Source organism: Mesosutterella porci (assembly GCF_022134585.1).
GTDB classification, from domain to species: Bacteria; Pseudomonadota; Gammaproteobacteria; order Burkholderiales; family Burkholderiaceae_F; genus Mesosutterella; species Mesosutterella porci.
The window spans coordinates 78,790-101,611 of sequence record NZ_JAKNCT010000007.1; the positions used below are offsets into that span (position 1 = coordinate 78,790).

The window sequence follows — 22,822 nt, forward strand, 5'->3', positions numbered from 1 at the left end:
TTCCTTTATGACCGGCTCACCCCGAGAGAGGAAGATCTCTGCCGCTCCGCCGGAATATTCCAGCGGTACAACGTAATCCATTCTCTTCGGTATTTGCCGTCTGCGCTGGATATCTTTCTCTGCGCTGCCTTTCGGGTCGGCGCAGGAAAGATTTTTGAAACTATCTGTCTCCAGCGGTCTTTGACTCTGGCCCAGTCCCTTAAGGGCTGAGCCACCAAAGCCCTTGAGGCCTCACAGCCTCTCCCGCCCTTCTTCTTTCGAACAAAGGCGGGGTGAATCTTGAAAAATCAGAGGGTGCTCATATCCACGCGGACACCAACGCCCATCGTGGAAGAAACAGCCACCTTCTTCATGTAGACGCCCTTGGCGGCGGCAGGCCTGGCCTTGTTGAGGGCGTCAATCAGCGCCTTCAGGTTCGTCTGCAGCTTGGCGGTGTCAAAGGAAGCACGGCCGATAGCGGCGTGCACAATGCCAGCCTTGTCGGCGCGGAACTGCACCTGACCGGCCTTGGCGTTCTTGACAGCCTGAGCGACATTCGGGGTGACAGTACCAACCTTCGGGTTCGGCATCAGGCCGCGCGGGCCGAGGATCTGGCCGAGACGGCCGACAACACGCATGGCGTCCGGAGAGGCGATCACGACGTCAAAGTCCATGAAACCGCCCCTGATCTTTTCAGCGAGGTCATCGAAGCCGACAATGTCAGCACCCGCCGCCTTCGCGGCTTCGGCGTTGGCACCCTGGGTAAACACCGCCACGCGAACCACCTTGCCCGTGCCTTCCGGCAGGACACAGGCTCCGCGGACAACCTGATCCGACTTCTTCGGATCAATGCCCAGCTGGACCGCAACGTCAAACGATTCATCAAACTTGGCGGTGGCGCAGCTCTTCACCAGATCAATGGCGGACTTGACGTCGTAGAGCTTGCCGGCTTCAACCTTCGCCCGGTTTGCAGCGACACGCTTAGAGAACTTCTTAGCCATTACAGACCCTCCACCGTAACACCCATCGAGCGGGCAGAACCAGCAATGGTGCGGACCGCAGCATCAAGATCGGCAGCCGTAAGATCCGGCTCCTTCGCCTTGGCGATTTCCTCGGCCTGAGCGCGGGTGATCTTGCCAACCTTGTTCGTGTGGGGACGGGCAGAACCCTTGTCGATCTTAGCGGCCTTCTTGATCAGGACGGTCGCCGGCGGGGTCTTCATGATAAACGTGAAGGACTTGTCGGAGAAAGCCGTGATCACAACCGGGATCGGGAGTCCCTTTTCCATGGACTGCGTCTTGGCGTTGAAAGCCTTGCAGAACTCCATGATGTTCAGACCGCGCTGACCAAGAGCCGGTCCGATCGGGGGCGCAGGATTAGCCTTACCCGCAGGCACCTGCAGCTTGATGAAACCAATAATCTTCTTTGCCATTTGTTTACCTCTTGGGTTTTTGCGCCCTAAATCAGGCTCCCCAATGCAAGATTAAACGAGCCTTTGATTCTAACAGATCAAAGGCTCATTACTCAATACAAAAATTATCTCGCTTTGATTTAAATTAAATTTTTTCGACTTCGTCGAAGGCAAGATCCACCGGTGTCTGGCGCCCAAAAATTGAAACCAGAACCTTCAGGCGATTCTTGTCATAGTTGACCTCATCAACCCGCCCGTTGAAGTCTGCAAAAGCGCCTTCCTTGACCCGAACCGTTTCACCAAGCTCGAAGAGCACCTTGGGCTTCGGCTTTTCAACCCCCTCGGCCACCGTACCCTTGACTCGAGCGATGTCGGATTCCGGAATTCTTGTGGGCCGGTTGCCGCCGAGGAACTCCATCACGCGCGGCGTATTGCGGACCAGGTGCCACGTGTCGTCGTTCATTACCATCTGGATGAAGATGTACCCGGGATACAGGCGCCGCTCCGATGTCACCTTGCGGCCGTTGCGGATTTCCTCGACCTTTTCGGTCGGCAGGAGGACTTCGCCAAAACAGTCCTTGAAATCAGAATGAGCGATCCGGTCGGTAAGGGCGTTGTAGGCGCTCTTTTCCATGCTGGAATAAACATGCAGGGTGTACCAGTGCATCTCCCCGGCTGCGTTCTTTGACTGCGCAGGCTCCTGCTTCGATTCTTCAGCGGTCATCTCTTTCTCCGTCAACCGGCCAGGCAATTAAATAAGCTTGAGCAGGACATCATAAATGCCCCACTCAATGATTTTATCCATAATAAACAGGAAAAAAGCGATAATGAGCACAAAGCCCATGACCAGCCCCGTGCTCGTCAGCGTTTCCCTGCGGGTGGGCCACACGACAAGGCGAAGTTCGTCAAGCGAATCTCGGCCGTAGGCTATGAAGCGCTTGCCCGAAGGGCTGAACCAGGCCAGAGCCAGGCCAACGATCAGTCCGGCCGCCAGGCAGGCAAGCCTCACGCCGAGATGCTGCTCAGATAGGAAGGTAAAGGCAAGAACGCCGGCCAGGGCTGCAATAATCGCAAGAGTGACCAGGACAAGATCCAACCCCTTCCCGGATTCCTCCTCCTGCTGCTGAATTTTCGCTTTGTTGCTCATTGTCCACAATCCTGTCGGAACTACGCCCCGACAAACAGCTAAGCCGCGGTCACACTACTGATCGCGGCTTTGCCATTAATTTGGCAGGGGCAGAAGGAATCGAACCCTCAACCTACGGTTTTGGAGACCGTCGCTCTGCCGATTGAGCTATACCCCTGCAGAACGAGCCGCAATACGGCCCGTTGTCAGATTACTCAAGAATCTTGGCCACAACGCCGGCGCCAACCGTGTGACCGCCTTCGCGAATAGCGAAGCGCAGGCCCTCTTCCATGGCGATCGGGGCGATCAGCGTGACGGTCATCGTCGTGTTGTCGCCAGGCATCACCATCTCAACGCCCTCTTCGAGCTCGATCGTGCCGGTCACGTCCGTCGTGCGGAAGTAGAACTGCGGACGATACCCCTTGAAGAACGGGGTGTGACGGCCGCCTTCTTCCTTCTTCAGCACGTACACCTGAGCCGTGAACTTCGTGTGCGGGGTGATCGTGCCGGGCTTGGCAACCACCTGGCCGCGCTCGACTTCCTCGCGCTTCGTGCCACGCAGCAGGCAGCCGATGTTGTCACCGGCCTCGCCCTCGTCGAGCAGCTTACGGAACATCTCAACGCCCGTGCAGGTCGTCTTCTGAGTCGGCTTGATGCCCACGATTTCAATTTCGTCGCCCACGCGGATCGTGCCGCGCTCAACGCGGCCCGTCACCACCGTGCCGCGGCCGGAAATCGAGAACACGTCCTCGATTGGCATCAGGAACGGCTTGTCAAGCTCGCGCACGGGCTCCGGGAAGTACGTGTCCATCGTCTCAGCCAGCTTCAGGATGGAGGGAACGCCGTACTCGGACTGATCGCCTTCCAGGGCCAGCTTCGCAGATCCCTTGATGATCGGGATTTCGTCGCCGGGGAACTTGTACTCGGTCAGCAGGTCGCGGACCTCCATCTCGACCAGTTCAAGCAGCTCCGGATCGTCAACCAGGTCGCACTTGTTCAGGTAGACGATGATGTTCGGAACGCCGACCTGACGGGCAAGCAGAATGTGCTCGCGGGTCTGGGGCATCGGGCCGTCGGAGGCGGCCACCACCAGGATGGCGCCGTCCATCTGGGCCGCGCCCGTGATCATGTTCTTCACATAGTCGGCGTGCCCCGGGCAGTCCACGTGAGCGTAGTGGCGCTTCTCGGTCTCGTACTCCACGTGAGCGGAGTTGATCGTGATGCCGCGGGCCTTCTCCTCAGGAGCCGCGTCAATCTGGTCATAAGCCATGGCATGCCCGCCGAACTTCTGGGCGAGGACGGTCGTGAGCGCAGCCGTCAGGGTGGTCTTGCCGTGGTCAACGTGACCGATCGTGCCCACGTTCACGTGGGGCTTGGAACGTACATACTTCTCTTTTGCCATGGTGAACAGCTCCTGGAAGCCAGAGCCGGAAAATCATCTTTCCCGACTCTGCAGAAAAATGGTGCCCGTGATGCGGATCGGACGCATGACCTCTCCCTTACCAAGGGAGTGCTCTACCACTGAGCCACACGGGCATGTTTGGAGCGGGTGAAGGGAATCGAACCCTCGTCGTAAGCTTGGAAGGCTTCTGCTCTGCCATTGAGCTACACCCGCCTACCTAGACGAGATCCCTCCCGCCCTACAACTAGATTCTTCCCTCATCCGTAAATTTGGTGGAGGGGGATGGATTCGAACCATCGTAGGCGTAAGCCAACAGATTTACAGTCTGCCCCTTTTAGCCACTCAGGCACCCCTCCAGGGAAGCGAGATCAGGATTATGCTGACAGAAGCGGAAAAAGTCAAGCCTCTGCGATTATGATTTTTTATTTTTAGGTGTTTTCCCCAATGCGCGAGACCTGCTTTCTGTCCTCACCGCTCCTTTCGGCATCCCTGCGCGTCTTCCGCTCGACCTCTGAAACAACGACGGCATCCTGGATTTCAAGGTGACGGGCTCCCGCACTCGCAGGAGTTCCATCGTCCTGGGCCCGGGCCCTTTCGGCCATCTCCTCGCCTTTCTCTATTTCGTGCTCCACCTTCTTCTGGGCGAAATACTGCATCAGAGTCGCGCCAATGAACAGGGCAACGCCCAGGCCGAACAGTACAAGGACAAACACGCCGAGCACCGGCAGCAGCAAGACGGCAAGAGCGGCAAGAATCACGAGGCTTATCACAATGGACAGCCAGCTTTTAGGGGAGCCTCCCCCGCCAAGGTTGTAATAGAACATCCGCATGCTTTGAAGATTCACCCGATGTTTTTTGATTGAACCAGCCTCTATTTTCCACCAAACAAACTTAATTGTTGCAACAAAGCTGAATCTCTTTTCTTTATTTGGTTAAAATGTCTAATCTTTTTTATTTCTGAACAGCACCTTTTTTGTTTGGCAGCATCAGCGGCCTGCTTATGCAGCTCTCTGCCGACTACTGTCGGCTGGCTTTCAGCCCCGCGTCGTCTAAACCCGAGGGCCATATCGCCGCGGCTGCCATCATTGCTGCGCAATTCTATGATTCAAGAACAAAATTCCCGTACCGGAAGCGCTCTTCCGGACGTCCAGTCCAGCTCTGATGTCAGGCACATTCCGATTCAGCGTGTCGGGGTCAAATCCGTCTCCTACCCCGTCACCGTGAAGACCGCGGATGGCTTCATGCATACGGTGGCCAGCGTCAACATGTACGTTTCGCTGCCCGCCAGCCAGAAAGGGACCCACATGTCCCGCTTCTTCCGCCTTCTGGACGAAACGACACAACCCCTTTGCAAGGAGGTTGTCGAAGATCTGATGCAGCGCATGCTCACGGCGCTGCACGCCTCTGCCGGCACAATCGAGTTCGAGTTCCCCTTCTTCGTGAAGAAACCGGCCCCGATCTCGAAGATCCCGAGCCTCATGAGCTACAGGGGAGGTTTTACCGTGACCACCGAGGACGGACGCACTGCCGTAACCGAGCACGTCCTCGCCCCCGTCACCAGCCTTTGCCCCTGCAGCAAGGAAATTTCCCGCTATGGGGCGCACAACCAGCGCTCCCACATCACGATCGACGCCGAGTGCGCGGAGAGCGTGCCGCTGGAGGACCTGATCCACATCGCGGAGAACAGCGCCTCCTGCCCGCTGTGGTCGCTGCTCAAGCGGGAAGACGAAAAATTTGTGACGGAATTCGCCTACGATCATCCGAAATTCGTTGAGGACATCTCGCGGGACGCCGCAAAGGCGCTCAAGGACGACCCGCGGATCATTTCCTTCCGGCTTCAGGTTGAGAACTTCGAATCCATCCACAATCATTCCGCATACGCCCAGATCACTTTCGATCGGCGCGCACCCCTGTGCGACTGACCACCCCGGAGAGGCTGCCCCACGGCAGCCTTTCTTGACTGAGGGCGGCCTCTTTCCCCTGCTCCCCCGGTCTGGGACAATAAGCGGGTACCTTCCGATACTTTTTCTTTTTACCCAAAATGCTTGATCAACAGAAACAGGAACTCACAGAACTTTTCCAACGCGCCCTGGCATCTATCGGGGCCGGCGCCCTTCCCGTCGTACTGGAGCGGCCGAAAGTTGCATCTCACGGCGATGTCGCCTGCACCGTTGCCCTGCAGTCAGCAAAAATCCTCCACAAAGCCCCCCGCCAGATCGCGGAAATGATCGTCTCCGCTCTGCGCTCGGATCCCGAGTTCCCCAGGCTGCTCTCTTCCGTTGAAATCGCCGGCCCCGGCTTCATCAACATGAGGCTCGCCAATTCCGCTCAGCAGGAAATCATCAAGACCATTCTGGCCCAAAAGGAAAAGTTTGGAACAAACAGCTCGAAGGCCGGCCAGTCCGTTATAGTCGAATACGTCTCCGCAAACCCAACCGGCCCCCTGCACCTCGGACATGCCAGGCAGGGCGCCTTGGGCGACGTTCTTTCGAACATCCTGAAGACGCAGGGCTGGAAGGTAACCCGCGAGTACTACTACAACGACGCCGGCGCCCAGATCAACAACCTGACGGTCTCCGTCCAGCTGCGCGGCAGGGAGCTGCTCGGCGAAAAAATTGATTTCCCCGAAAAGGGATATCACGGCGAGTACATCATCGACATCGCTAGGGACTATCTTGCCCGCAGGCCCGTGACCTCCTCGGGTGTGACCATCACTCCGGACGGAAACCTCGAAAACGAGCAACTCGTCCGCAAATATGCAGTGGCCTATCTGCGCAACGAGCAGGACGCCGACCTTAAGAAACTGGGCGTCGAATTCGACAACTATTACCTTGAGAGCTCACTCTACAGCGACGGTCTAGTGAAGGAGGCAGTCGACGCCATCATCGCCTCGGGTCACACTTACGAAAAAGACAATGCGCTGTGGCTGAGAACCACCGACTTCTCCAAGGAAGACCTGGGCGGCCTGGTGGACGACAAAGACCGCGTTATGAAGAAGCAGGACGGCTTCTATACCTACTTCGTTCCCGATGTCGCCTACCACCTCACCAAATTCCGGCGCGGATTCTCAAGGGCCATCAACATCCAGGGCTCCGATCACCACGGCACCCGCGCGCGCCTGCGCGCCGGCATTCAGGCGGCGAGCCGCCAGCTTGGGCTCAACGTGCCAAAGGTGTTCCCCGAGTGGCTCCTGCACAAAATGCTCCTGGTGATGAAAGACGGCAAGGAGGTCAAGATGAGCAAGCGCTCGGGATCCTATGTAACCCTGAGCGATCTCGTGAACTGGGTCGGCAAGGACGCGGCCCGGTATTTCCTCGTCTCCCGCAAGGCCGACGCAGAATTCACTTTTGACATCAACCTCGCGGTCTCGAAGAGCGACGAGAACCCGGTTTACTACCTGCAGTACGCCTATGCCCGCATATGCTCCATCTTCAGGCAGGCCGAAGAAAAAGGCTTTTCAGTTCCCTCCACGGAAGAGATGGGCCGGCTGGATCTGTCCTGCCTGACGGCCAAGGATGAAATCGATCTGATCAACCGGCTCTCGGATTACTCCAACACCCTCACTTCCATCGCCGAATCCCTCTCGCCGCACCTACTGTGCTTCTATCTAAGGGACCTCGCCGCAAGCTTCCACGCCTTTTACAATGCGGAAAGGGTGCTGACGGAGGATGCCGTCACCCGCAACGGCAGACTCGCCCTGCTCGCCGCCGTCAGGCAGGTTCTGGGCAACGGTCTTTCGCTGCTTGGCATAAGCGCTCCCGAAAAAATGTAAGCCCGCCTGGTCGGCTCTGCCGATGACACAAGGAGTGGTTAAATATGAAACAATTTATTACCGGCTTCCTCTGCGGCGCAGTCGCCGCTTTGCTAGTCGCGGCAGGAGGCGCACTGTTCGTCACCGAGTCCCCGGTCCCCTTCATGAGCAAGGTTCAGTCGTCCTCCCAAGCCTACATCGAGGAAGCTTTGAAGGGGCGCTCGCCGGACCCCAATGAAAAGCTCTACGCCCCGGGCACCACTCCTCGCCCGGCAGCCTCGGCCGCGTCATCCTCGCCGGTAGCCGCCTCCTCAACCGCTCCTGCCGCAGCCTCGAGCCCGGCCGCCGGTATCAGTGACGCGGCGGTTCCCGCCCCTGCCCCGGCACCCGTTCAGCCGCAGAACCCGGCCTTCTTCATTCAGGTCGGCTCTTATAAGACGGCCGACGAGGCTGAAACAATTAGAGCCAAAATCGCCTTTTCAGGACTTGATTCCAGCGTTTCTCACGGGAAAGATGGGTACTACCGGGTGAGAGTCGGCCCCTTTGAGTCCGAGAGCGCCGCCCAGAATGCACTGGGCACGCTGAAATCAAACGATCTTCCGGGACAAATTATTCACTAAGAACAGGATTTCTTTAGCAATGATTTCGCGTAGAGATTTTTTAGGAATTTCATCGGCCGCACTGCTGTCCGCCCCTTTTTCAACCTTTGCCTCGCCACAGTCTCCAGTGGAAAAGAAGGAATACACGCTGGTTCGTCCGACTATCCCGGTGAAGGGCAAAAAGGTTGAGATCGTCAACTTTTTCGCCTACACCTGCCCGCACTGCCTGAAATTCGCCCCGGTGATCGAGCCCTGGAGTGAAAAGCTGCCCGCCTGGATCAGCTACAGGCAGGTTCCCGTCGCCTGGGACGCCAGGACTGAGCCTTTTTCACGGGCCTTCTATGTGTTGCAGAGCCTTCGGCTGCTGCCCAAGCTGCACATGAAGTTCTTCGAGTCCGTTATTTACCAGACCCACAAATACGAATCCGCCAGCCTCGCAAAGGATATCCGCGACTTCATGCTTGCCAACGGAGTTCAGGCTCAGGCTTGGGATTCCGCTTACAACTCCTTCGGCATAGCCAACAAGGCCCGAGCCGCCTCCCAGACCTGGCAGTCTTACGGACTTGACGCGACCCCGATGGTGGGCATCGACGGGAAATACCTGACCGGCCCTCACATGACCACTTCGCGCCAGGCCTGCCTCACCGTGATCGAGGCTCTGGCTCAGAAGGCGAGGAAGGCAAAAGCCTGAACCACTTTTTTCAGCGAGGCCTCGAAGCCATGTCTTTCAACGTTTTCATCACTGGGGCGACAGGCGGCATCGGAGCCGGCTTTGCACGCGCCTATGCCGCGAAGGGAGCTACCCTAGGGCTTGTCGCCCATCATCGGGACGCTCTCGATCACCTCATCAGCGAACTGCCGGGCAACGGCCACAGGGGATATGTCGCGGACGTCACGGATCGCGACGGAATCATCCAGACCGCTCACCAATTCGAAAAGGAAGTCGGGCCCGCCGACGTCGTCATTGCCAACGCGGGCATCTCCATCGGCGTCAAGACCCAGTACTACGAAGATCTCGCCGTCATGGACCGCGTCTTCCGCATCAACGTTATTGGCATGGCTAATACATTCCATGGCTTCCTGCCCTCCATGATCTCCCGCCGGGCGGGCACTCTGGTCGGCATCGGATCCGTGGCCGGCATACGCGGGCTTCCTGGCTCGGAGGCGTACTGCGCGAGTAAATCCGCGGTCATCACGTACTGCGAAAGCCTCAGAATCGAGATGAAGAAATCCAACGTTGAAGTCATCACGATCTGCCCGGGCTTCGTCCGCACACCTCTGACTGCAATGAACCCGTACCCTATGCCCTTCATTCTCGAACCCGATGAATTTGCCAGAAGGGCCGTCGCAGCCATCGAGGCTCATAAAACCTATGCCGTGATCCCCTGGCAGATGGCGCTGCTCGCCAAGATCATGAGGCTGGCGCCAAATGCGCTCTTCGACCGGATCCTGATGGGAAGAAAGCAAAAACCGCGGGCTAAGGACATGGGGAAATAACCTCACCTCACCGGAAGCGCCTCCTGCCGGCTTCCGTGGCGCGCCGCGCAGGAGACGCGGCGGCCTTCTCTCATGGATTATGAAGAGGCGCGCACTCGCAGGGTTTCACCGCCCTTCAGGAGCGATGCCGCCCGCCAGGGCTGCAGTACCCCGCCCTGCTCAAGATTAATGAACAGAATCCTTCTCGCGATGGCAGCGCGCGCGACCGTCCTCCATTCTGCTTCCGACAGATTCGCGCCGATCGCCCATGTCGTCAGCTCGTTGTGCCTTTCGGCCAGCACCTCTTCGGTCGCGTTGCCGCGAAGGACGTCGATAATGTGGCTCATCCGAAAATAGCGGCCCGATTTCCTGTAGCAGCGGATGACACAGCTCACGAATTTCCGGGCCTCCTCGGTCCTGTCGATCATTCGGGGAGGGGTGACGCAGTTGTCGCAGCGCCCGCAGAAATCCGCGGCACTTTCCCCGAAATAGCCCAGCAGGGCCTGACGGCGGCAGCTCCCTGCCTCCGCATAGCCGACCATGGAATCAAGCTTCTGCAGGCAAAGCTGGCGATATTCGTCGCTGCCCGTACTCTGAGCAATAAAGCTCTGCTGTACCACGACATCCCGCCAGCTCCAGATCAACCAGGCCTCGGCGGGCTTCCCGTCACGACCCGCCCTCCCCGTCTCCTGGAAGTAAGACTCGATGCTTCTTGGCAGCCCGATATGCACCACGAAACGGACGTCTTTTTTGTCAATGCCCATTCCAAAGGCAATGGTCGCCACCATGACCAGGCCGTCAGAGGCAAGAAAGCGGGCGCTGTTTTGCTCCCTGAGCTCCGGAGCCAGCCCTGCATGATAGGCCAGGGCCGGAATGCCCTGTCCACGCAAAAATTTCGCCATTTCCTCCGTTCTTTTGCGCGACAGGCAGTAGACGATCCCCGTCTGCGACGGATGGCGTTTCACGATGAAGTCAAGCAGCCGGGATTTCATTTCCGCCGTCCCGTAGCTGACCCGGTAAAAGATGTTGGGTCTGTTCAGGGAAGAAGAGAAAATAAGCGGATTGATGAGCAGGCGCTCCGAAATCTCCCTCTGGGTTCTTTCGTCCGCAGTGGCAGTCAGTGCAATTCTCGGCACGGCGGGAAACAGCTTCTTGATCACTCCGAGGGCGCTGTACTCCGGCCGGAAATCATGACCCCAGGTCGATATGCAGTGAGCCTCGTCGACCGCAAAAAGCGACAGCCTGATGCGCCTGAGCATCGACAGGATTTTTTCACTTACAAGACGTTCAGGCGTGATGTACAGCAAATCGAGACTGCCCCCCAGAAGCGCTTTTTCTGTCTCCCGGTTTTCTTCCACTGAATTGACTGAACAGAGGCTTGCGGCCTGCACCCCGGCCTTGCGCAACCTCGACACCTGATCCTCCATCAGCGCGATGAGCGGAGATACAACCACCGCGGTCCCCTGCCTGACCAGCGCGGGGATCTGATAGCAGAGGCTTTTCCCGCTCCCTGTAGGCATCAGGACGAGGACGTCGCGCCCCTGAATCAGGGCGCTGACGATTTTTTCCTGATAGGGCCTGAAATCGGAAAAGCCAAAGACTTGTTTGAGAGCCTCCGAGGCGGAGGGAAAACGTTGCATAGGCACTGTTGGAGGAAAGCTGCGGCCGGGAGCAGATGAACGGCACCGAGCTTAAACCAAAATAGCAGCCCTTTTCCGATGAGCCTAGGCCATCGCAAAAGGGCTGCTAAAGAGGTCAAACCAATAAATTTTCAGTTCTTGGTCGCTTTTTCAGCGTCCAGGCGCTGCCGCCTCAGGCAGGCCGCAGCCGTAAACATTACGTCGCTTGCAGAGTTAAGCGCAGTCTCGCAGGAGTCCTGAATCACGCCGATGATGAACCCCACAGCAACAACCTGCATGGCGGTGGAATTGTCGATGCCGAAAAGACCGCAGGCCAGAGGAATGAGCATCAGGGAGCCGCCGGGAACGCCGGAGGCCCCGCCGGCGCAGATAGAGGCCACGAAGCAGAGCAGCACTGCGGTCCAGAAGTCTACATGCACGCCGAGCGAATAAGCAGCTGAAAGTGTCAGGATCGTGATGGTGATCGCGGCACCGGCCATGTTGATGGTCGCGCCGAGAGGAATGGAGATCGAGTACGTCCCCTCGTCAAGCTTGAGACGCCGGCACAGATCGAGGTTGACCGGAATGTTGGCCGCTGAGGATCTGGTGAAGAATGCGCAGATGCCGGAGACGCGCAGGCACTCTAACGTCAGGGGGTACGGATTCCTGCGGATGCAGGCAAAAACCAGCAGCGGGTTCACCACAAACGCAATGAAGAACATGCTGCCCACCAGCAGAAGGATGAGCTTGCCGTAGCCTGCGAAAGCGCTCAGGCCAACCTCCGCCACCGTTCCCGACACCAGTCCGAGGATGCCGAGAGGAGCGAAGCGGACGACGATCCGCACGACGGACGTCACGGCTTCCGACAGATCCTGGATGACTTCACGGGTGGAGTCTGATGCGCGACGCAGAATGACGCCGAGAGCGGCCGACCAGGCCAGAATGCCGATGTAGTTCGCGTTCGCCAGCGCCTTGACGGGGTTGTCCACAATATTGAGGATGAGGTTCTTCAGAACCTCGGCGATGCCGCCCGGCGCCGTTGCCTTGGCGGCGTCAGCCGCCAAATGTATGGAGGTCGGCCAGATAAAGGAAACGATGACTGCCACCGCGGCTGCGCTGAATGTGCCAATGGCATACAGCACGATGATGGGCTTCATAGAAGTCCTGGTATCGACGCTCTGGGTGGCGATGGAGGCCGCCACCAGAAAGAAAACCAGCACCGGGGCGACGGCCTTCAAGGCGGAAATGAAGACTGTGCCAAGGAAACCAAGGGGCTTAGCGACGCCGGGAGCCAACAGGGCTATCGCAACGCCAATGACAAGAGCCAGCAAAATCTGTTTAACCAGAGACCATTCCAGGAATGGCATGAGGACACGAGAGATTTTTCGCATTTTTTTTGTTTATTTAAGGTGATGAGGGATTGCAGCGGCAACCCTGAAGTCCTTCCCTTCGGGCGCGCCTGTTTTCAAGAATAGCCTCTTTTGTATTTTTTTTCTTTCAACATCACGCAAATTTCCAACAACTACCGCCATTCGGCGGATAATGTCGGGAATTCAGAATTTCTAGAGCGCCGCGCAGCTAAGATATGCAGCAACTCAAACCCGCCGTCAGATTTGTATTAACCTGCGTTTTTCTGGACGCTCTGGGGTTTGGACTGATCATTCCCGTCCTGCCGCGCCTCATCGGAGAGCTGGCCGGAGCGCGGGATCTCCAGACTTACTGGTACGGCATCATTATGGCCGGCTACGGCCTGATGCAGTTTCTGTCCTCTCCGGTGCTGGGAGCGCTTTCCGACAGGTATGGCCGCAAGCCCGTGCTGCTGACAGGCATCTTCGGCCTCGGAATTATGCAACTGGTGCCGGCGCTCTCCTCGTCTCTGCCGCTTATTCTCGCCTCTAGGCTGGCTGGCGGCATGCTATCGGCCAACACTGTGGTGGCCCAGGCCTACATTGCCGACATCACGCCGGCAACGAAACGGTCTTCCTCGTTCGGGAAAATAGGCGCGGTCTTCGGAGTCGCTTTCGTGATCGGGCCCGCCATCGGAGGGATCCTCGGCCAGATCAATCCCAGAATTCCCTTCGCCTTCGCCGCGAGCATCTGCTGTCTGAACTTCCTGTACGGGATCTTCGTGCTTCCGGAAAGCCTCAGGACTCCGGACCCCCGGCCCTGGTGCTTTTCGCGGTTCAATCCCTTCGGCGGACTTTTCCGGCTGCTTGCAGTCAAACGCATCACGCCCATGGTGCTCGTGATCGGGCTCATTTACCTCGCTCAGTCCCTGATGCAGTGCACATGGGCCCTGTACACGGAATTCCGCTACGGGTGGGCTCCGTTAAACATCGGACTGTCCATGTTTCTCATAGGCGCCTGCATTGCCGGGGCTCAGGGCTTCGTCCTGCCGCGGCTGCTCCACTGGACGAGCGAGCCGCGCATTGTGACAAGCGCCCTGTGTATCGGATTTGCGACTCTGGCCGGCATCGGTCTCTCTCCGTGGGGATATCTAGCCGCGATACTTTCATGGCTGTTTGCCTTCACCGGAATGGCCCCCGCCGTCATTCAGGGAGCCGTATCGCGCCTTGTACCGGAAACATCCCAGGGAGAGGCTATGGGAGCCGTGAGTTCGCTTAACTCATTTTCCGGAGTGATCGCCCCCCTGATGTCCACTCCGATGCTGGTGTACACCGCATCGGGCGCCGCGTCCTCCTTCATGTCCGGCGTGCCCTACTTTCTTTCTTCGTCCATTCTGCTTCTGGCCCTGGTCATTGCCATGACGGCCATCAGATCTTACCGCTGAGACCGGGCGGAGCGGCAGCAACCGCCAGGCTCTCAAAAAACACTGCGGGCGGCGCCGCAGCCGCGGGAGATCCCGGACTGCGGCGGGGTTGTCAGATGTCCTCCTTTTTCATGTCAATGGCCCCGCAAGGGCACTCGTTGGCGCAAATGCCGCATCCCTTGCAGAAGTCGTAATTGATCTGATAACCCAGTCCCGGGCCAAGCTTCACGATCGCATTGTCCGGGCAGACGCCATAGCAGTTGTCGCACTCAAAGCAGTTGCCGCAGCTCATGCAGCGTCTAGCCTCGTAAAGCGCGTTGTCGGCCGTCAGGCCCTTGAGCACCTCCTCGAAGGTCGTCTGGCGGCGGACTATGTCGAGAAGCGGCCTTTCCGTCTTAGGCGCATCGGCGAAATACCAAGTGTTCAGGCTCTCAAACGCCGCCGGGCGACCGCGGACAGGCTCCTGGTACTCCGTTCCCCGCAGCCAGCAGTCGATCGCGCGAGCCGCGCGCTTTCCGTGCCCGATAGCCACCGTCACATTGCGGACATCCTTAACCGCGTCGCCACCGGCGAAAATGCCCGCGCGGGTCGTCATCATCTTTTGATCAACGACAATAGCCCCGGAGTCCGTCTTCAGGCCTTTCACGCCGTCCAAGAAGCCGAGATCCGTTTCCTGGCCCAGTGCCAGAACCACGGAATCAGCCGTTATCGTTTCGTATTCTCCGGTAGGCTTCGGGTTCCCCTCCTCATCAAGAACCATCTTCTCAATGCGGACCTTGCCCTCCTCTGCGTCAGCAATGGTAGAAAGCCACTTCATGGAAACGCCCTCTTCCGCGGCTTCCTCAATCTCGAAGCTGTGGGCCGGCGCCTTCTGCCGGGTTCTTCTGTAAACGATGAGCGGCTCGGCCCCCATTCTCCGCACGGAGCGGGCCACGTCCACCGCGGTGTTTCCCCCTCCGTACACGACGACCCGCCGGCCCAGCTGGGGCTTTTCCTCGCCCTCCATGGAGCGCAGAACCGAAACCGCGTCAAGGATATGGGCGGAATCGCCCGCTGGGATATAAGTCCTGCGCGCGAGCTGAGCTCCAACGCCAAGAAAGACGGCGTCATAGCTTCCATCCTCCATCTCTTTTTCCAGATCCTGAACCGCGTGATTGAGAACGATTCGAACACCTAGATCAGCAATTCTCTGGATCTCAGCATCCAAAACAGCTCGGGGCAGACGATACTTGGGAATTCCGTAACGCATCATTCCGCCGGGAGCCGCAGAAGACTCCAGCACCGTCACCTCATGCCCGAGCAACGCGAGATGATAAGCGGCGCTCAGCCCTGCAGGGCCGGAGCCGACAATCAGCACTTTCCGGCCGCTGCGCTCTTTCGCAGCGGGAACCTTCCACTTTTGCTTAAGCGCCTCGTCCCCCAAGAACCTCTCCACGGAATTGATTCCGACCGGCTCGTCTAGCTGCCCCCTGTTGCACGCCCCCTCGCAGGTGTGGTAGCACACCCTGCCCATGGTTGCCGGGAATGGATTGTCCTGCATGACCTTCGCCCAGGCCGCCAGATAATCGCCGTTTTCAGCAAGAAACAACCAGTCCCTGCACCTTTCGCCTGCGGGGCAGGTGGCGCTGCAGGGAGGCTCATGGAAGGCATAGGCGGGCTTAAGCGTTCGCCAAGCCCCCGTGTGATTCTCCAAGGAGGTTTTCGGCTTCAGGGTAATGGCAAACGGCGTTTTTTCACTCAGCTCAGACATGTTCCTGCTCTCCCTTAGGTTCAACCAGGCTGCGGAAGAGCCCCTCCGGCTCTTCATCCGACAGCGCGGTCAGACCGAATTTTTCAATGTTGCGATCGGCTATCCGCTGCAGATGCTCAACGGTTGCCGGGTCTCCTCTCTTGCCAAACAGGTGGGCGAAGCGCTTCTGGCCTTTCAGGTAGACCTCCACAGGAAGCTGGCGGCGGATTTTATAAGAGCCGGTGATCTCGCCGTTTTCCGCCTCGAACACGGGGAAAAGCCCCGTCTCGGCAGCAAGACGGGCCATTTCCACTGTTTTGGAGGAGGGGAAACCCCATCCCAGGGGGCAAGGAACGAGGATGTGAATATAGCGGGCGCCGTGGATCTGCATGGCTCTGGTCACCTTGCGCTCAAGGTCGTGCAGATCGGCTACCGTGGCCGTGGCCACATAGGGGATACCGTGAGCCATCGCGATCAGAGGAACGTTTTTGCCCTGACCGAACTCGTTGCCTTCGTAGCCGGGGATCGGCATCGTGGTGGCGGTTCGGGCCGTGGGGGGAGTCGCCGAGCTTCTCTGGACGCCGGTGTTCATATAGGCTTCGTTGTCGTAACAGATGTAAAGAACGTCATCGTTGCGCTCGAACATTCCAGACAGGCATCCCATGCCGATGTCGGTCGTTCCGCCGTCTCCGCCCTGGGCCACCACCCGGACCGGGCTCTTGCCCTCTTTCGCGGCCCGGATCCTGAAGGCGGCCGCCATGCCGGCGGCTACAGCGGCCGTGTTGCCAAAAAGCGAATGCAGCCAGGGCATGCGCCAGGCGCTTTCCGGATAGGGCGTCGAGAAAACCTCCAGGCATCCCGTGGCGTTGGCCACCGCCAGACGGCCGCCGGTCGCGGCAAGGGCGGCATCGAGCGCATAGCGCGCTCCCAGAGCCTCCCCGCAGCCCTGGCAGGCCCGGTGCCCAGAATTAAGGGAGTTATACCTGTGATCTGAACTCTGCAGTGTTTTCTGCTGTTCCGCCAGCAGGCGATTCCCGACCGTAAAAGTCCCGGTCTGGTAAAAGTGGACCGTGTTCTCTTCCTGCATGACTGTCTCCTATTTTCCTGCCTGGCGGGCAGCGTCGCGAACCATCTCTTCGTTGGCAGGCCCGACGCGCCAGCTCTTCTTCTCGCGCTCCAGCTGCCGATCCACCAAAGCCTTGTTCAGGTCCATGAAGTACAAGGCGGGCAGCCTTCCCTCGATAGCCGCGAGGAAAGTCTCCTTGAGACTCCTTTTGGTGATGGCGCGGCCTCCTAAGCCTGCGATTACGGTTGTGACCAGGGCGCCGGTTCCTCCCAGGGCGGATGCCACCTCCATGCCCAGAACTCCCCTGCTGCCGGGCGTGACTGTGCGGTCGATGACAATCACCCGCTTCGCGCCCCTCAAAGCCTCAGCCACCGCCTCATAGGGGAACGGCCGGAAGCTCTTCAGGCTCACCACGCCGATGGCAGTGCCGTCCTCCCTCATTTCGTCCACGGCGTCCTTAATGGTTCCCAGGCAAGACCCCATGGCGATCACCCGCGTCTCGGTTCCTTCGCAGCGATAGCAGGACAGCAGGCCGCCGGACTTGCGACCGAACACAGCCTCGAACTCACCGGCCACCTTCGGAATGACATCCAGGGCCTGCCTGAAGCGGCAGGCCTGCAGGCAGCGAACCTCCGTGAAAGCCTCCGGACCAACCATGGCTCCGATGGACACCGGATCGTCGGGGTCAAGGATCTGACGGGGCTCAAAGGGGGGCAGGAACTGATCCACCTGAGACTGCTCCGGAATATCCATCCTCTCGAGCGCGTGCGTCAACACAAAGCCGTCCATGCACACCATGACCGGAAGCGACAGGGTTTCCGCAATTTTGAAGGCCTGGATATGCAGATCGACCGCTTCCTGGTTGTCCTCGGCAAACAGCTGAAGCCACCCGCTGTCACGCTGGGAAAGGGAATCGGACTGATCATTCCAAATATTGATGGGAGCGCCGATGGCGCGGTTGGCAACCGTCATGACGATGGGAAGCCCCAGACCCGATGCGTTGTAGATGGCCTCCGTCATGAACAGAAGGCCCTGCGAGGCGGTGGCGGTATAGGACCTAGCCCCCGCTGCGCTCGCACCGATGACTGCGCTCATGGCACCGAACTCGCTTTCCACATTCATGAATTCGCAGTCCTTGATGGAGCCGCTCCGCACATAGCGGCCGAGCGCCTCAACGATGTGCGTCTGAGGGGAAATCGGGTAAGCGCAGATAACGTTTGGGCGGCAGAGAGCCACCGCTTGGGCAACGCCCTGTGAACCTTCCAGCTGCTTGAGCATATTTAATCTCCGTCCTTAAGCGAGAGCATGTGGCTCCAGGCCCCGGCGGCAACGTTCGCATTAGCCTGGGCTACCTTTCCGGAATATTTCTGTCCATAAGCCGCATTGATGCTCTCCAGCTTGAGAAGCCCCGTCATGGCGGCAAATCCGGCCAGCATGGCCGCACCGGGCAGCGGCCTGCCGATGTATTTAAGCGCCAGATCCGTGGCGGGAACCGTCCTGACATGGCCCTTGGGCAGCTTCGAGACAAGTTCGCCCAGGCCGATCTCCTCAGGAGCGGCGGCGCTGTTGACCAGCACGAAGCCGCTGCGGCTCAGGCCTCCGAAAACATCCACCGTCTCGATCAGCGTCCTGTCCTGAATGAGAACCGCATCGGGCTCCTCGATGGGCTCGTGGAGCCGGATGGAGTGATCGCTGATGCGGGCGAACGCCACCACAGGGGCCCCTGTCCTCTCGGAACCGAAGCTGGGGAACGCCTGCGCAAAGTGCCCTTCCATGAAAGCAGCCAAGGACAGCATTTCCGCCGCCGTGACCACTCCTTGGCCGCCGCGGCCATGTAGACGTACCTGAAACATAAGTCTCCTTCTTCGCTGTTTGAGCTTTGTTGTTGTGTTTGCGGGGTACTGCAGTAAGAGTCACGTTGATATATTAAATAGAAACCCTGCCCCCTTCTAGGCTTTTCTTTGCATTGGACGCAACCCGCGTTTTTCTCGGAAAGCCGGGGCCGGAGCTCGGCCGGACCGAGCGCTGCTGAAGCACTCCCGACCCGCCCGCTCCGTTCAAAATGCGAGGGCCGGCCTGCGGCCCGGGTAAAACTTTCCTCCTATTTTTGGTAGAATTATCAGTTGCAATTGGTTTTCTCCTGGAGTTCGAAGTATGGTTCCAACAGCAACGACGGTGGGGGGCTATCTGCAGACTTTGCCGCCCGACAGGCGCGTCGCGATGGCGCGTGTCTGCAGCCTGATTCGCCGCAATGCCCGCGGCGTTCATGAAAGCATGCGCTATGGCCTTGCGTTTTATGAATACGACACCAACCCGCTGTTTGCCTTGGAACCCGGCGAAAAGAGCATGACCCTTTTTGTCGCGGAACCCAAGGTGGTGGAACATTTCTCCGGGAAGCTGAAGGGCATTAACACCGAGACCAGCTCCATTTATTTCGACAACCTGAACCGCCTTCCCCTCGATATCGTTGAGAAGGTGATCAGAGAGTCCGTTGTTTCCAGGCAGGAACGCATCCGCAGCAACGAGCCCGTGCCCGGCCAGGAAGAGCTCCTCAAGCTCTGGCGGATCCAGGCGGAGGCCGCAGCGGTTCCTCCGCCCATCATTCACATTCCGGTCAATCCTCCCGAACCGGAAAACAAGGCCGAGTAAGCGCCGGCCCAAGACAGAGTCCTCAGCCGGGGGCTCTGTTTTTTGCATTCCAGGGGCCTTTTCCGCGCCTCCTCTCTGAAGGCCCTGCCTGTCCGCACGTTGCAAAGACCCGCCCGTTTTTCTTGGAAAGGCACCGTTGGATCTAAGTCTTTCTTCCCGCCTCTGAATGCCGGACATCCCCATTACGAGGGAGAAGCTACCTTAAAAGCCGGCCGCAGGATATGATGAAGAGAATTCTTACTCTGCGAAGAGCCTCTCTTATGAAAAGTGCCGACTCACACGGCAGAGAAATCAAACTGGCGCGCCCTCTTTGGCTTCTGATCGCCGTCAAGGCCGCCTGCATTTTCCTGCTGTGGCTTGCATTTTTTTCTCCCTCGCATCGTCCTGACACTTCCGTCGATGCGGTCGGACAGACTTTATTTCCTTCCACCCATCTCAATATCGATAACTCTAGAGACAAATCATGATTACGCCAGAATTAGTTGACCTGTCTCGTCTGCAGTTTGCCGTTACCGCCCTTTACCATTACCTCTTTGTCCCGCTGACGCTCGGTCTGTCCATGCTGTTGGTGGCCATGGAGGGATGCTATGTCATTACAAAGCGGGAAATCTACAGGGATATGACCCGCTTCTGGGGCAAACTGTTTGCCATCAATTTCGCCATGGGCGTTGCCACAGGCATCACCATGGAGTTCCAGTTCGGGACGAACTGGGCTTACTACTCGCACTACGTGGGCGACATTTTCGGACCGCCCCTCGCCTTCGAGGCCCTCATGGCCTTCTTTTTGGAGTCCACGTTCGCCGGTCTGTTCTTCTTCGGCTGGAAAAAGCTCAGGCCGGGCGTGCACTGGCTGTGCACGTTTTTGATGGCCTTCGGAACGAATATTTCCGCTCTGTGGATCCTGGTGGCCAACTCCTGGATGCAGCATCCCGTCGGCTCCGAGTTCAATCCGGTGACGCTGCGCATGGAAATGTCCAATTTCTGGGAGGTCATCTCGAGCGAGTGGGCCCAGGCAACCCTCGTCCATGACATTTCCGGCGGATACATGACCGGCGCCGTTTTCGTTGCCGCCATTTCAGCCTGGTACCTGCTCAAGAAACGCGACGTCGAATTCGCCAAGCGATCCCTGGCCGTGGCCTGTGCCTTCGGTCTGGTCACCTCGATCGTGACGGTGCACATGGGGGATGAATCCGGCTATCTGGTCACCCGCGACCAGCCCGAAAAAATAGCCGCCATGGAGGCGATCTGGGACACCGCTGAGGCGCCTGCCGGACTGACGCTCTTTGCCCTTCCGGACACTGAGCGGCGGTCCAACGCGCTTCAGGTCGAGTTCCCGTGGGTGCTCGGCCTCATCGGCACGCGGTCCCTTTCCACGCCTGTGCCCGGCATCAACCAGCTCGAGGAGCGCAACGCCGCCCGCATAGCGAGCGGCGCCAAGGCCGTGACGCTGCTTGAGCAGCTGCGCAAGGATCCCAGCAACGCAACCCTTCTGGAATCCTTCAATGTCGTCAAGAAGGACCTCGGCTACGGGCTGTTGCTGCGCAAATACACTTCCGACGTCTCTACTGCCACCCCCGAGATGATCAGGAAGGCGGCCGCGGATACGATCCCCCCTGTGTCGCTGGTGTTCTGGAGCTTCAGGGGCATGGTGACCTGCGGCGTCATCATGCTGCTGCTGTTCGTCCTCGGCTTTTACTATTCGGTCAAAGGCTGCCCGGAGACAAAAGGGCTCTACCTCAAGCTGGCAGCCCTGGCGCTGCCCCTGCCTTGGATCGCCAACGAACTGGGCTGGATCGTGACTGAAGTCGGGCGCCAGCCTTGGACCATCTACGGAGTGCTCCCGGTTCACATCTCGGTTTCCTCGCTCACGGCGGGCGAAGTTTTAGGCTCGCTGGCTGGATTCGCCCTTCTTTACAGCGCGCTGCTTATTGTGGAAGTCTGGCTGATGAAGCGCTTCGCAAGCCTTGGCCCCTCCACTCTGGGCACCGGCCGCTATTTCCATGAGAAACACTAACCGCTCACCGGAGACGCCAAAATGATTGACTACGAGATTTTGAAACTCATCTGGTGGCTTTTCATCGGAGTGCTTCTGGCCGGCTTTGCCGTCATGGACGGCCAGGACATGGGGGTAGGAGCCCTCCTGCCCTTCCTAGGCAAAACAAATGAAGAGCGCCGGATCATGATCAACTCCGTCGCCCCGCACTGGGACGGCAACCAGGTCTGGCTCATAACCGGAGGCGGCGCCATGTTCGCCGCCTGGCCCATTGCTTACGCCGCAGCCTTTTCCGGCTTTTACTGGGCGATGCTCCTGGTGCTGGCCATGCTTATCTTCCGCCCGGTTTCCTTCGACTACCGCAGCAAGTTCGACAGCTCGCGCTGGCGCAGCTGCTGGGACACGCTCCTGTTTCTCGGCTCTGCCGTGCCTCCCATTATCTGCGGCGTAGCCTTCGGAAATCTGCTGCAGGGCGTGCCGCTGGTCTTCGATGAGTCCATGAGGGTGAGCTACCAGGGCAACTTCTTCGGCCTTCTCAATCCCTTCGGCATTCTGTGCGGCCTTGTAGGCATCGTCATGGTGATCATGCACGGGGCCAATTTCCTCGGACTCAAGAGCGTCGGAGAGCTCAACGCAAGGGCAAAGAAAGCGGCAGCCGGGGCCTCTCTGGGTACCCTCGTGCTTTTCGTCCTGGCCGGTATCTGGATGGCGGCGGCCCTTCCCGCCTACAACGCGTCAGGAATCGACCCGGCGGGGCTTCCCAACCCGCTGGCAAAGACGGTCACGGTGGGCGGCAGCTGGCTCGACCACCTGTCCGCAACGCCTGCGCTGTTCATCTTCCCGCTGCTAGGCATTATCGGCGCAGCCATGAGCTTCGTGCTGTCCAGGGCGGAGAAGTGGGGCGCTGCCATCGTGAGCTCTGGAGCATCGCTGCTGGGGATCGTGTTCACGCCGCTTGTCACCATGTTCCCGTTCATCATGCCCTCGTCCATTGACCCGCGCTCGAGCCTGACGCTCTGGGACTGCACGAGCTCGCAACTCACGCTTGAAATCATGCTGTTCGTCACGCTGATCTTCCTGCCCATCCTTCTCTTTTACACCGGCTGGGCCTATCGAGTCATGCGCGGCAAGGTGACTCCGGAATATATCTCGGAAAACAGCCACCATCTCTACTAAAAGGAACTGAAATGGCCTACTTCTACTGGATTGCTAGCGTCACTCTGGGCTTGGTGCTGGGGGTCCTGCTGTGCAT

At 58.7% G+C, this 22,822-nt stretch carries 22 protein-coding genes and 4 tRNA genes; 10 read left to right on the forward strand and 16 right to left on the reverse strand.

Annotated elements, in window-relative coordinates; genetic code table 11:
• Positions 1 to 287 precede the first annotated feature (287 nt).
• The 10 genes from rplA to MAF45_RS06785 all read right to left on the reverse strand — a co-directional run bounded on the left by rplA (position 288) and on the right by MAF45_RS06785 (position 4,748).
• Complete coding sequence (rplA, locus tag MAF45_RS06740; protein ID WP_237978824.1) at positions 288 to 980, reverse strand: 50S ribosomal protein L1; 693 nt, start codon at positions 978 to 980, stop codon at positions 288 to 290.
• Positions 980 to 1,411: a 50S ribosomal protein L11 gene (rplK, locus tag MAF45_RS06745; protein WP_237978825.1), complete on the reverse strand. Its 432-nt coding sequence runs from the start codon at positions 1,409 to 1,411 to the stop codon at positions 980 to 982. The genes rplA and rplK overlap by 1 nt, the downstream gene beginning before the upstream one ends.
• A 124-nt stretch (positions 1,412 to 1,535) precedes the next feature.
• On the reverse strand, positions 1,536 to 2,114 hold the full coding sequence (gene nusG, locus MAF45_RS06750; protein WP_237978826.1) for a transcription termination/antitermination protein NusG: 579 nt from the start codon (positions 2,112 to 2,114) through the stop codon (positions 1,536 to 1,538).
• Positions 2,115 to 2,141: 27 nt separating this feature from the next.
• Positions 2,142 to 2,537, reverse strand: coding sequence for a preprotein translocase subunit SecE (secE, locus tag MAF45_RS06755; protein ID WP_237978827.1), 396 nt, complete (start codon positions 2,535 to 2,537; stop codon positions 2,142 to 2,144).
• 81 nt (positions 2,538 to 2,618) lie between these two features.
• Positions 2,619 to 2,694, reverse strand: a tRNA-Trp gene (locus MAF45_RS06760).
• Positions 2,695 to 2,727: 33 nt separating this feature from the next.
• The gene (tuf, locus tag MAF45_RS06765) at positions 2,728 to 3,918 is read right to left on the reverse strand and encodes an elongation factor Tu (RefSeq protein WP_237978816.1); all 1,191 of its coding nucleotides are present in this window, start codon (positions 3,916 to 3,918) and stop codon (positions 2,728 to 2,730) included.
• 59 nt (positions 3,919 to 3,977) lie between these two features.
• Positions 3,978 to 4,052 (reverse strand) — tRNA-Thr (locus MAF45_RS06770).
• Positions 4,053 to 4,057: 5 nt separating this feature from the next.
• Positions 4,058 to 4,131 (reverse strand) — tRNA-Gly (locus MAF45_RS06775).
• Between the two features lie 57 nt (positions 4,132 to 4,188).
• A tRNA-Tyr gene (locus MAF45_RS06780) sits at positions 4,189 to 4,274 on the reverse strand.
• 72 nt (positions 4,275 to 4,346) lie between these two features.
• The gene (locus MAF45_RS06785) at positions 4,347 to 4,748 is read right to left on the reverse strand and encodes a hypothetical protein (protein ID WP_237978828.1); all 402 of its coding nucleotides are present in this window, start codon (positions 4,746 to 4,748) and stop codon (positions 4,347 to 4,349) included.
• A gap of 270 nt (positions 4,749 to 5,018) precedes the next feature.
• Between MAF45_RS06785 and folE2 the strand changes: the two genes are divergently transcribed.
• The 5 genes from folE2 (at position 5,019) to MAF45_RS06810 (ending at position 9,765) form a co-directional block, all read left to right on the forward strand.
• Positions 5,019 to 5,840, forward strand: a complete 822-nt coding sequence (gene folE2 / locus MAF45_RS06790; RefSeq protein ID WP_237978830.1) for a GTP cyclohydrolase FolE2 — start codon at positions 5,019 to 5,021, stop codon at positions 5,838 to 5,840.
• A 119-nt stretch (positions 5,841 to 5,959) separates the two neighbouring features.
• Positions 5,960 to 7,690 carry an arginine--tRNA ligase gene (argS, locus tag MAF45_RS06795; protein ID WP_237978831.1) on the forward strand — a complete coding sequence of 577 codons (1,731 nt, stop codon included), beginning with the start codon at positions 5,960 to 5,962 and terminating at the stop codon, positions 7,688 to 7,690.
• A 44-nt stretch (positions 7,691 to 7,734) separates the two neighbouring features.
• Positions 7,735 to 8,289 carry an SPOR domain-containing protein gene (locus MAF45_RS06800; RefSeq protein WP_237978832.1) on the forward strand — a complete coding sequence of 185 codons (555 nt, stop codon included), beginning with the start codon at positions 7,735 to 7,737 and terminating at the stop codon, positions 8,287 to 8,289.
• 106 nt (positions 8,290 to 8,395) lie between these two features.
• The gene (locus MAF45_RS06805; RefSeq protein WP_237978833.1) at positions 8,396 to 8,959 is read left to right on the forward strand and encodes a thiol:disulfide interchange protein DsbA/DsbL; all 564 of its coding nucleotides are present in this window, start codon (positions 8,396 to 8,398) and stop codon (positions 8,957 to 8,959) included.
• Between the two features lie 29 nt (positions 8,960 to 8,988).
• On the forward strand, positions 8,989 to 9,765 hold the full coding sequence (locus MAF45_RS06810) for an SDR family oxidoreductase (protein ID WP_237978834.1): 777 nt from the start codon (positions 8,989 to 8,991) through the stop codon (positions 9,763 to 9,765).
• Between the two features lie 77 nt (positions 9,766 to 9,842).
• Here the strand turns inward: MAF45_RS06810 and MAF45_RS06815 are convergent, their stop codons facing one another.
• Entirely contained in the window at positions 9,843 to 11,384 is a 1,542-nt protein-coding gene (locus tag MAF45_RS06815) for a RecQ family ATP-dependent DNA helicase (RefSeq protein ID WP_237978835.1), read from the reverse strand.
• Between the two features lie 131 nt (positions 11,385 to 11,515).
• Positions 11,516 to 12,754, reverse strand: coding sequence for a serine/threonine transporter SstT (gene sstT / locus MAF45_RS06820; protein WP_237978836.1), 1,239 nt, complete (start codon positions 12,752 to 12,754; stop codon positions 11,516 to 11,518).
• A 194-nt stretch (positions 12,755 to 12,948) separates the two neighbouring features.
• Between sstT and MAF45_RS06825 the strand changes: the two genes are divergently transcribed.
• Positions 12,949 to 14,154 (forward strand): MFS transporter, encoded by a 1,206-nt coding sequence (locus tag MAF45_RS06825; RefSeq protein ID WP_237978837.1) that lies wholly within the window; start codon positions 12,949 to 12,951, stop codon positions 14,152 to 14,154.
• Positions 14,155 to 14,245: 91 nt separating this feature from the next.
• On the opposite strand, the gene MAF45_RS06830 is transcribed toward MAF45_RS06825, so the two are convergent.
• From MAF45_RS06830 to MAF45_RS06845, 4 genes are read right to left on the reverse strand one after another with little or no spacing between them, the layout of a single operon-like run.
• Positions 14,246 to 15,883 (reverse strand): NAD(P)-binding protein, encoded by a 1,638-nt coding sequence (locus tag MAF45_RS06830; protein ID WP_237978838.1) that lies wholly within the window; start codon positions 15,881 to 15,883, stop codon positions 14,246 to 14,248.
• Complete coding sequence (locus MAF45_RS06835; protein WP_237978839.1) at positions 15,876 to 16,949, reverse strand: thiamine pyrophosphate-dependent enzyme; 1,074 nt, start codon at positions 16,947 to 16,949, stop codon at positions 15,876 to 15,878. Before MAF45_RS06835 ends, MAF45_RS06830 begins: the two co-directional genes overlap by 8 nt.
• Positions 16,950 to 16,958: 9 nt before the next feature.
• On the reverse strand, positions 16,959 to 18,206 hold the full coding sequence (locus tag MAF45_RS06840) for a transketolase C-terminal domain-containing protein (protein WP_237978840.1): 1,248 nt from the start codon (positions 18,204 to 18,206) through the stop codon (positions 16,959 to 16,961).
• A gap of 2 nt (positions 18,207 to 18,208) precedes the next feature.
• The gene (locus MAF45_RS06845; RefSeq protein ID WP_237978841.1) at positions 18,209 to 18,781 is read right to left on the reverse strand and encodes a 2-oxoacid:acceptor oxidoreductase family protein; all 573 of its coding nucleotides are present in this window, start codon (positions 18,779 to 18,781) and stop codon (positions 18,209 to 18,211) included.
• 301 nt (positions 18,782 to 19,082) lie between these two features.
• On the opposite strand from MAF45_RS06845, the gene MAF45_RS06850 reads away from it, so the two are divergent.
• The 4 genes from MAF45_RS06850 to cydB all read left to right on the forward strand — a co-directional run bounded on the left by MAF45_RS06850 (position 19,083) and on the right by cydB (position 22,746).
• Positions 19,083 to 19,577 (forward strand): DUF1801 domain-containing protein, encoded by a 495-nt coding sequence (locus MAF45_RS06850; RefSeq protein WP_237978842.1) that lies wholly within the window; start codon positions 19,083 to 19,085, stop codon positions 19,575 to 19,577.
• A 260-nt stretch (positions 19,578 to 19,837) separates the two neighbouring features.
• Complete coding sequence (cydP, locus tag MAF45_RS06855; RefSeq protein WP_237978843.1) at positions 19,838 to 20,044, forward strand: cytochrome oxidase putative small subunit CydP; 207 nt, start codon at positions 19,838 to 19,840, stop codon at positions 20,042 to 20,044.
• On the forward strand, positions 20,041 to 21,591 hold the full coding sequence (locus MAF45_RS06860; RefSeq protein WP_237978845.1) for a cytochrome ubiquinol oxidase subunit I: 1,551 nt from the start codon (positions 20,041 to 20,043) through the stop codon (positions 21,589 to 21,591). The genes cydP and MAF45_RS06860 overlap by 4 nt, the downstream gene beginning before the upstream one ends.
• 24 nt (positions 21,592 to 21,615) lie before the next feature.
• Complete coding sequence (gene cydB, locus MAF45_RS06865; RefSeq protein WP_237978947.1) at positions 21,616 to 22,746, forward strand: cytochrome d ubiquinol oxidase subunit II; 1,131 nt, start codon at positions 21,616 to 21,618, stop codon at positions 22,744 to 22,746.
• Positions 22,747 to 22,822: the final 76 nt, after the last annotated feature.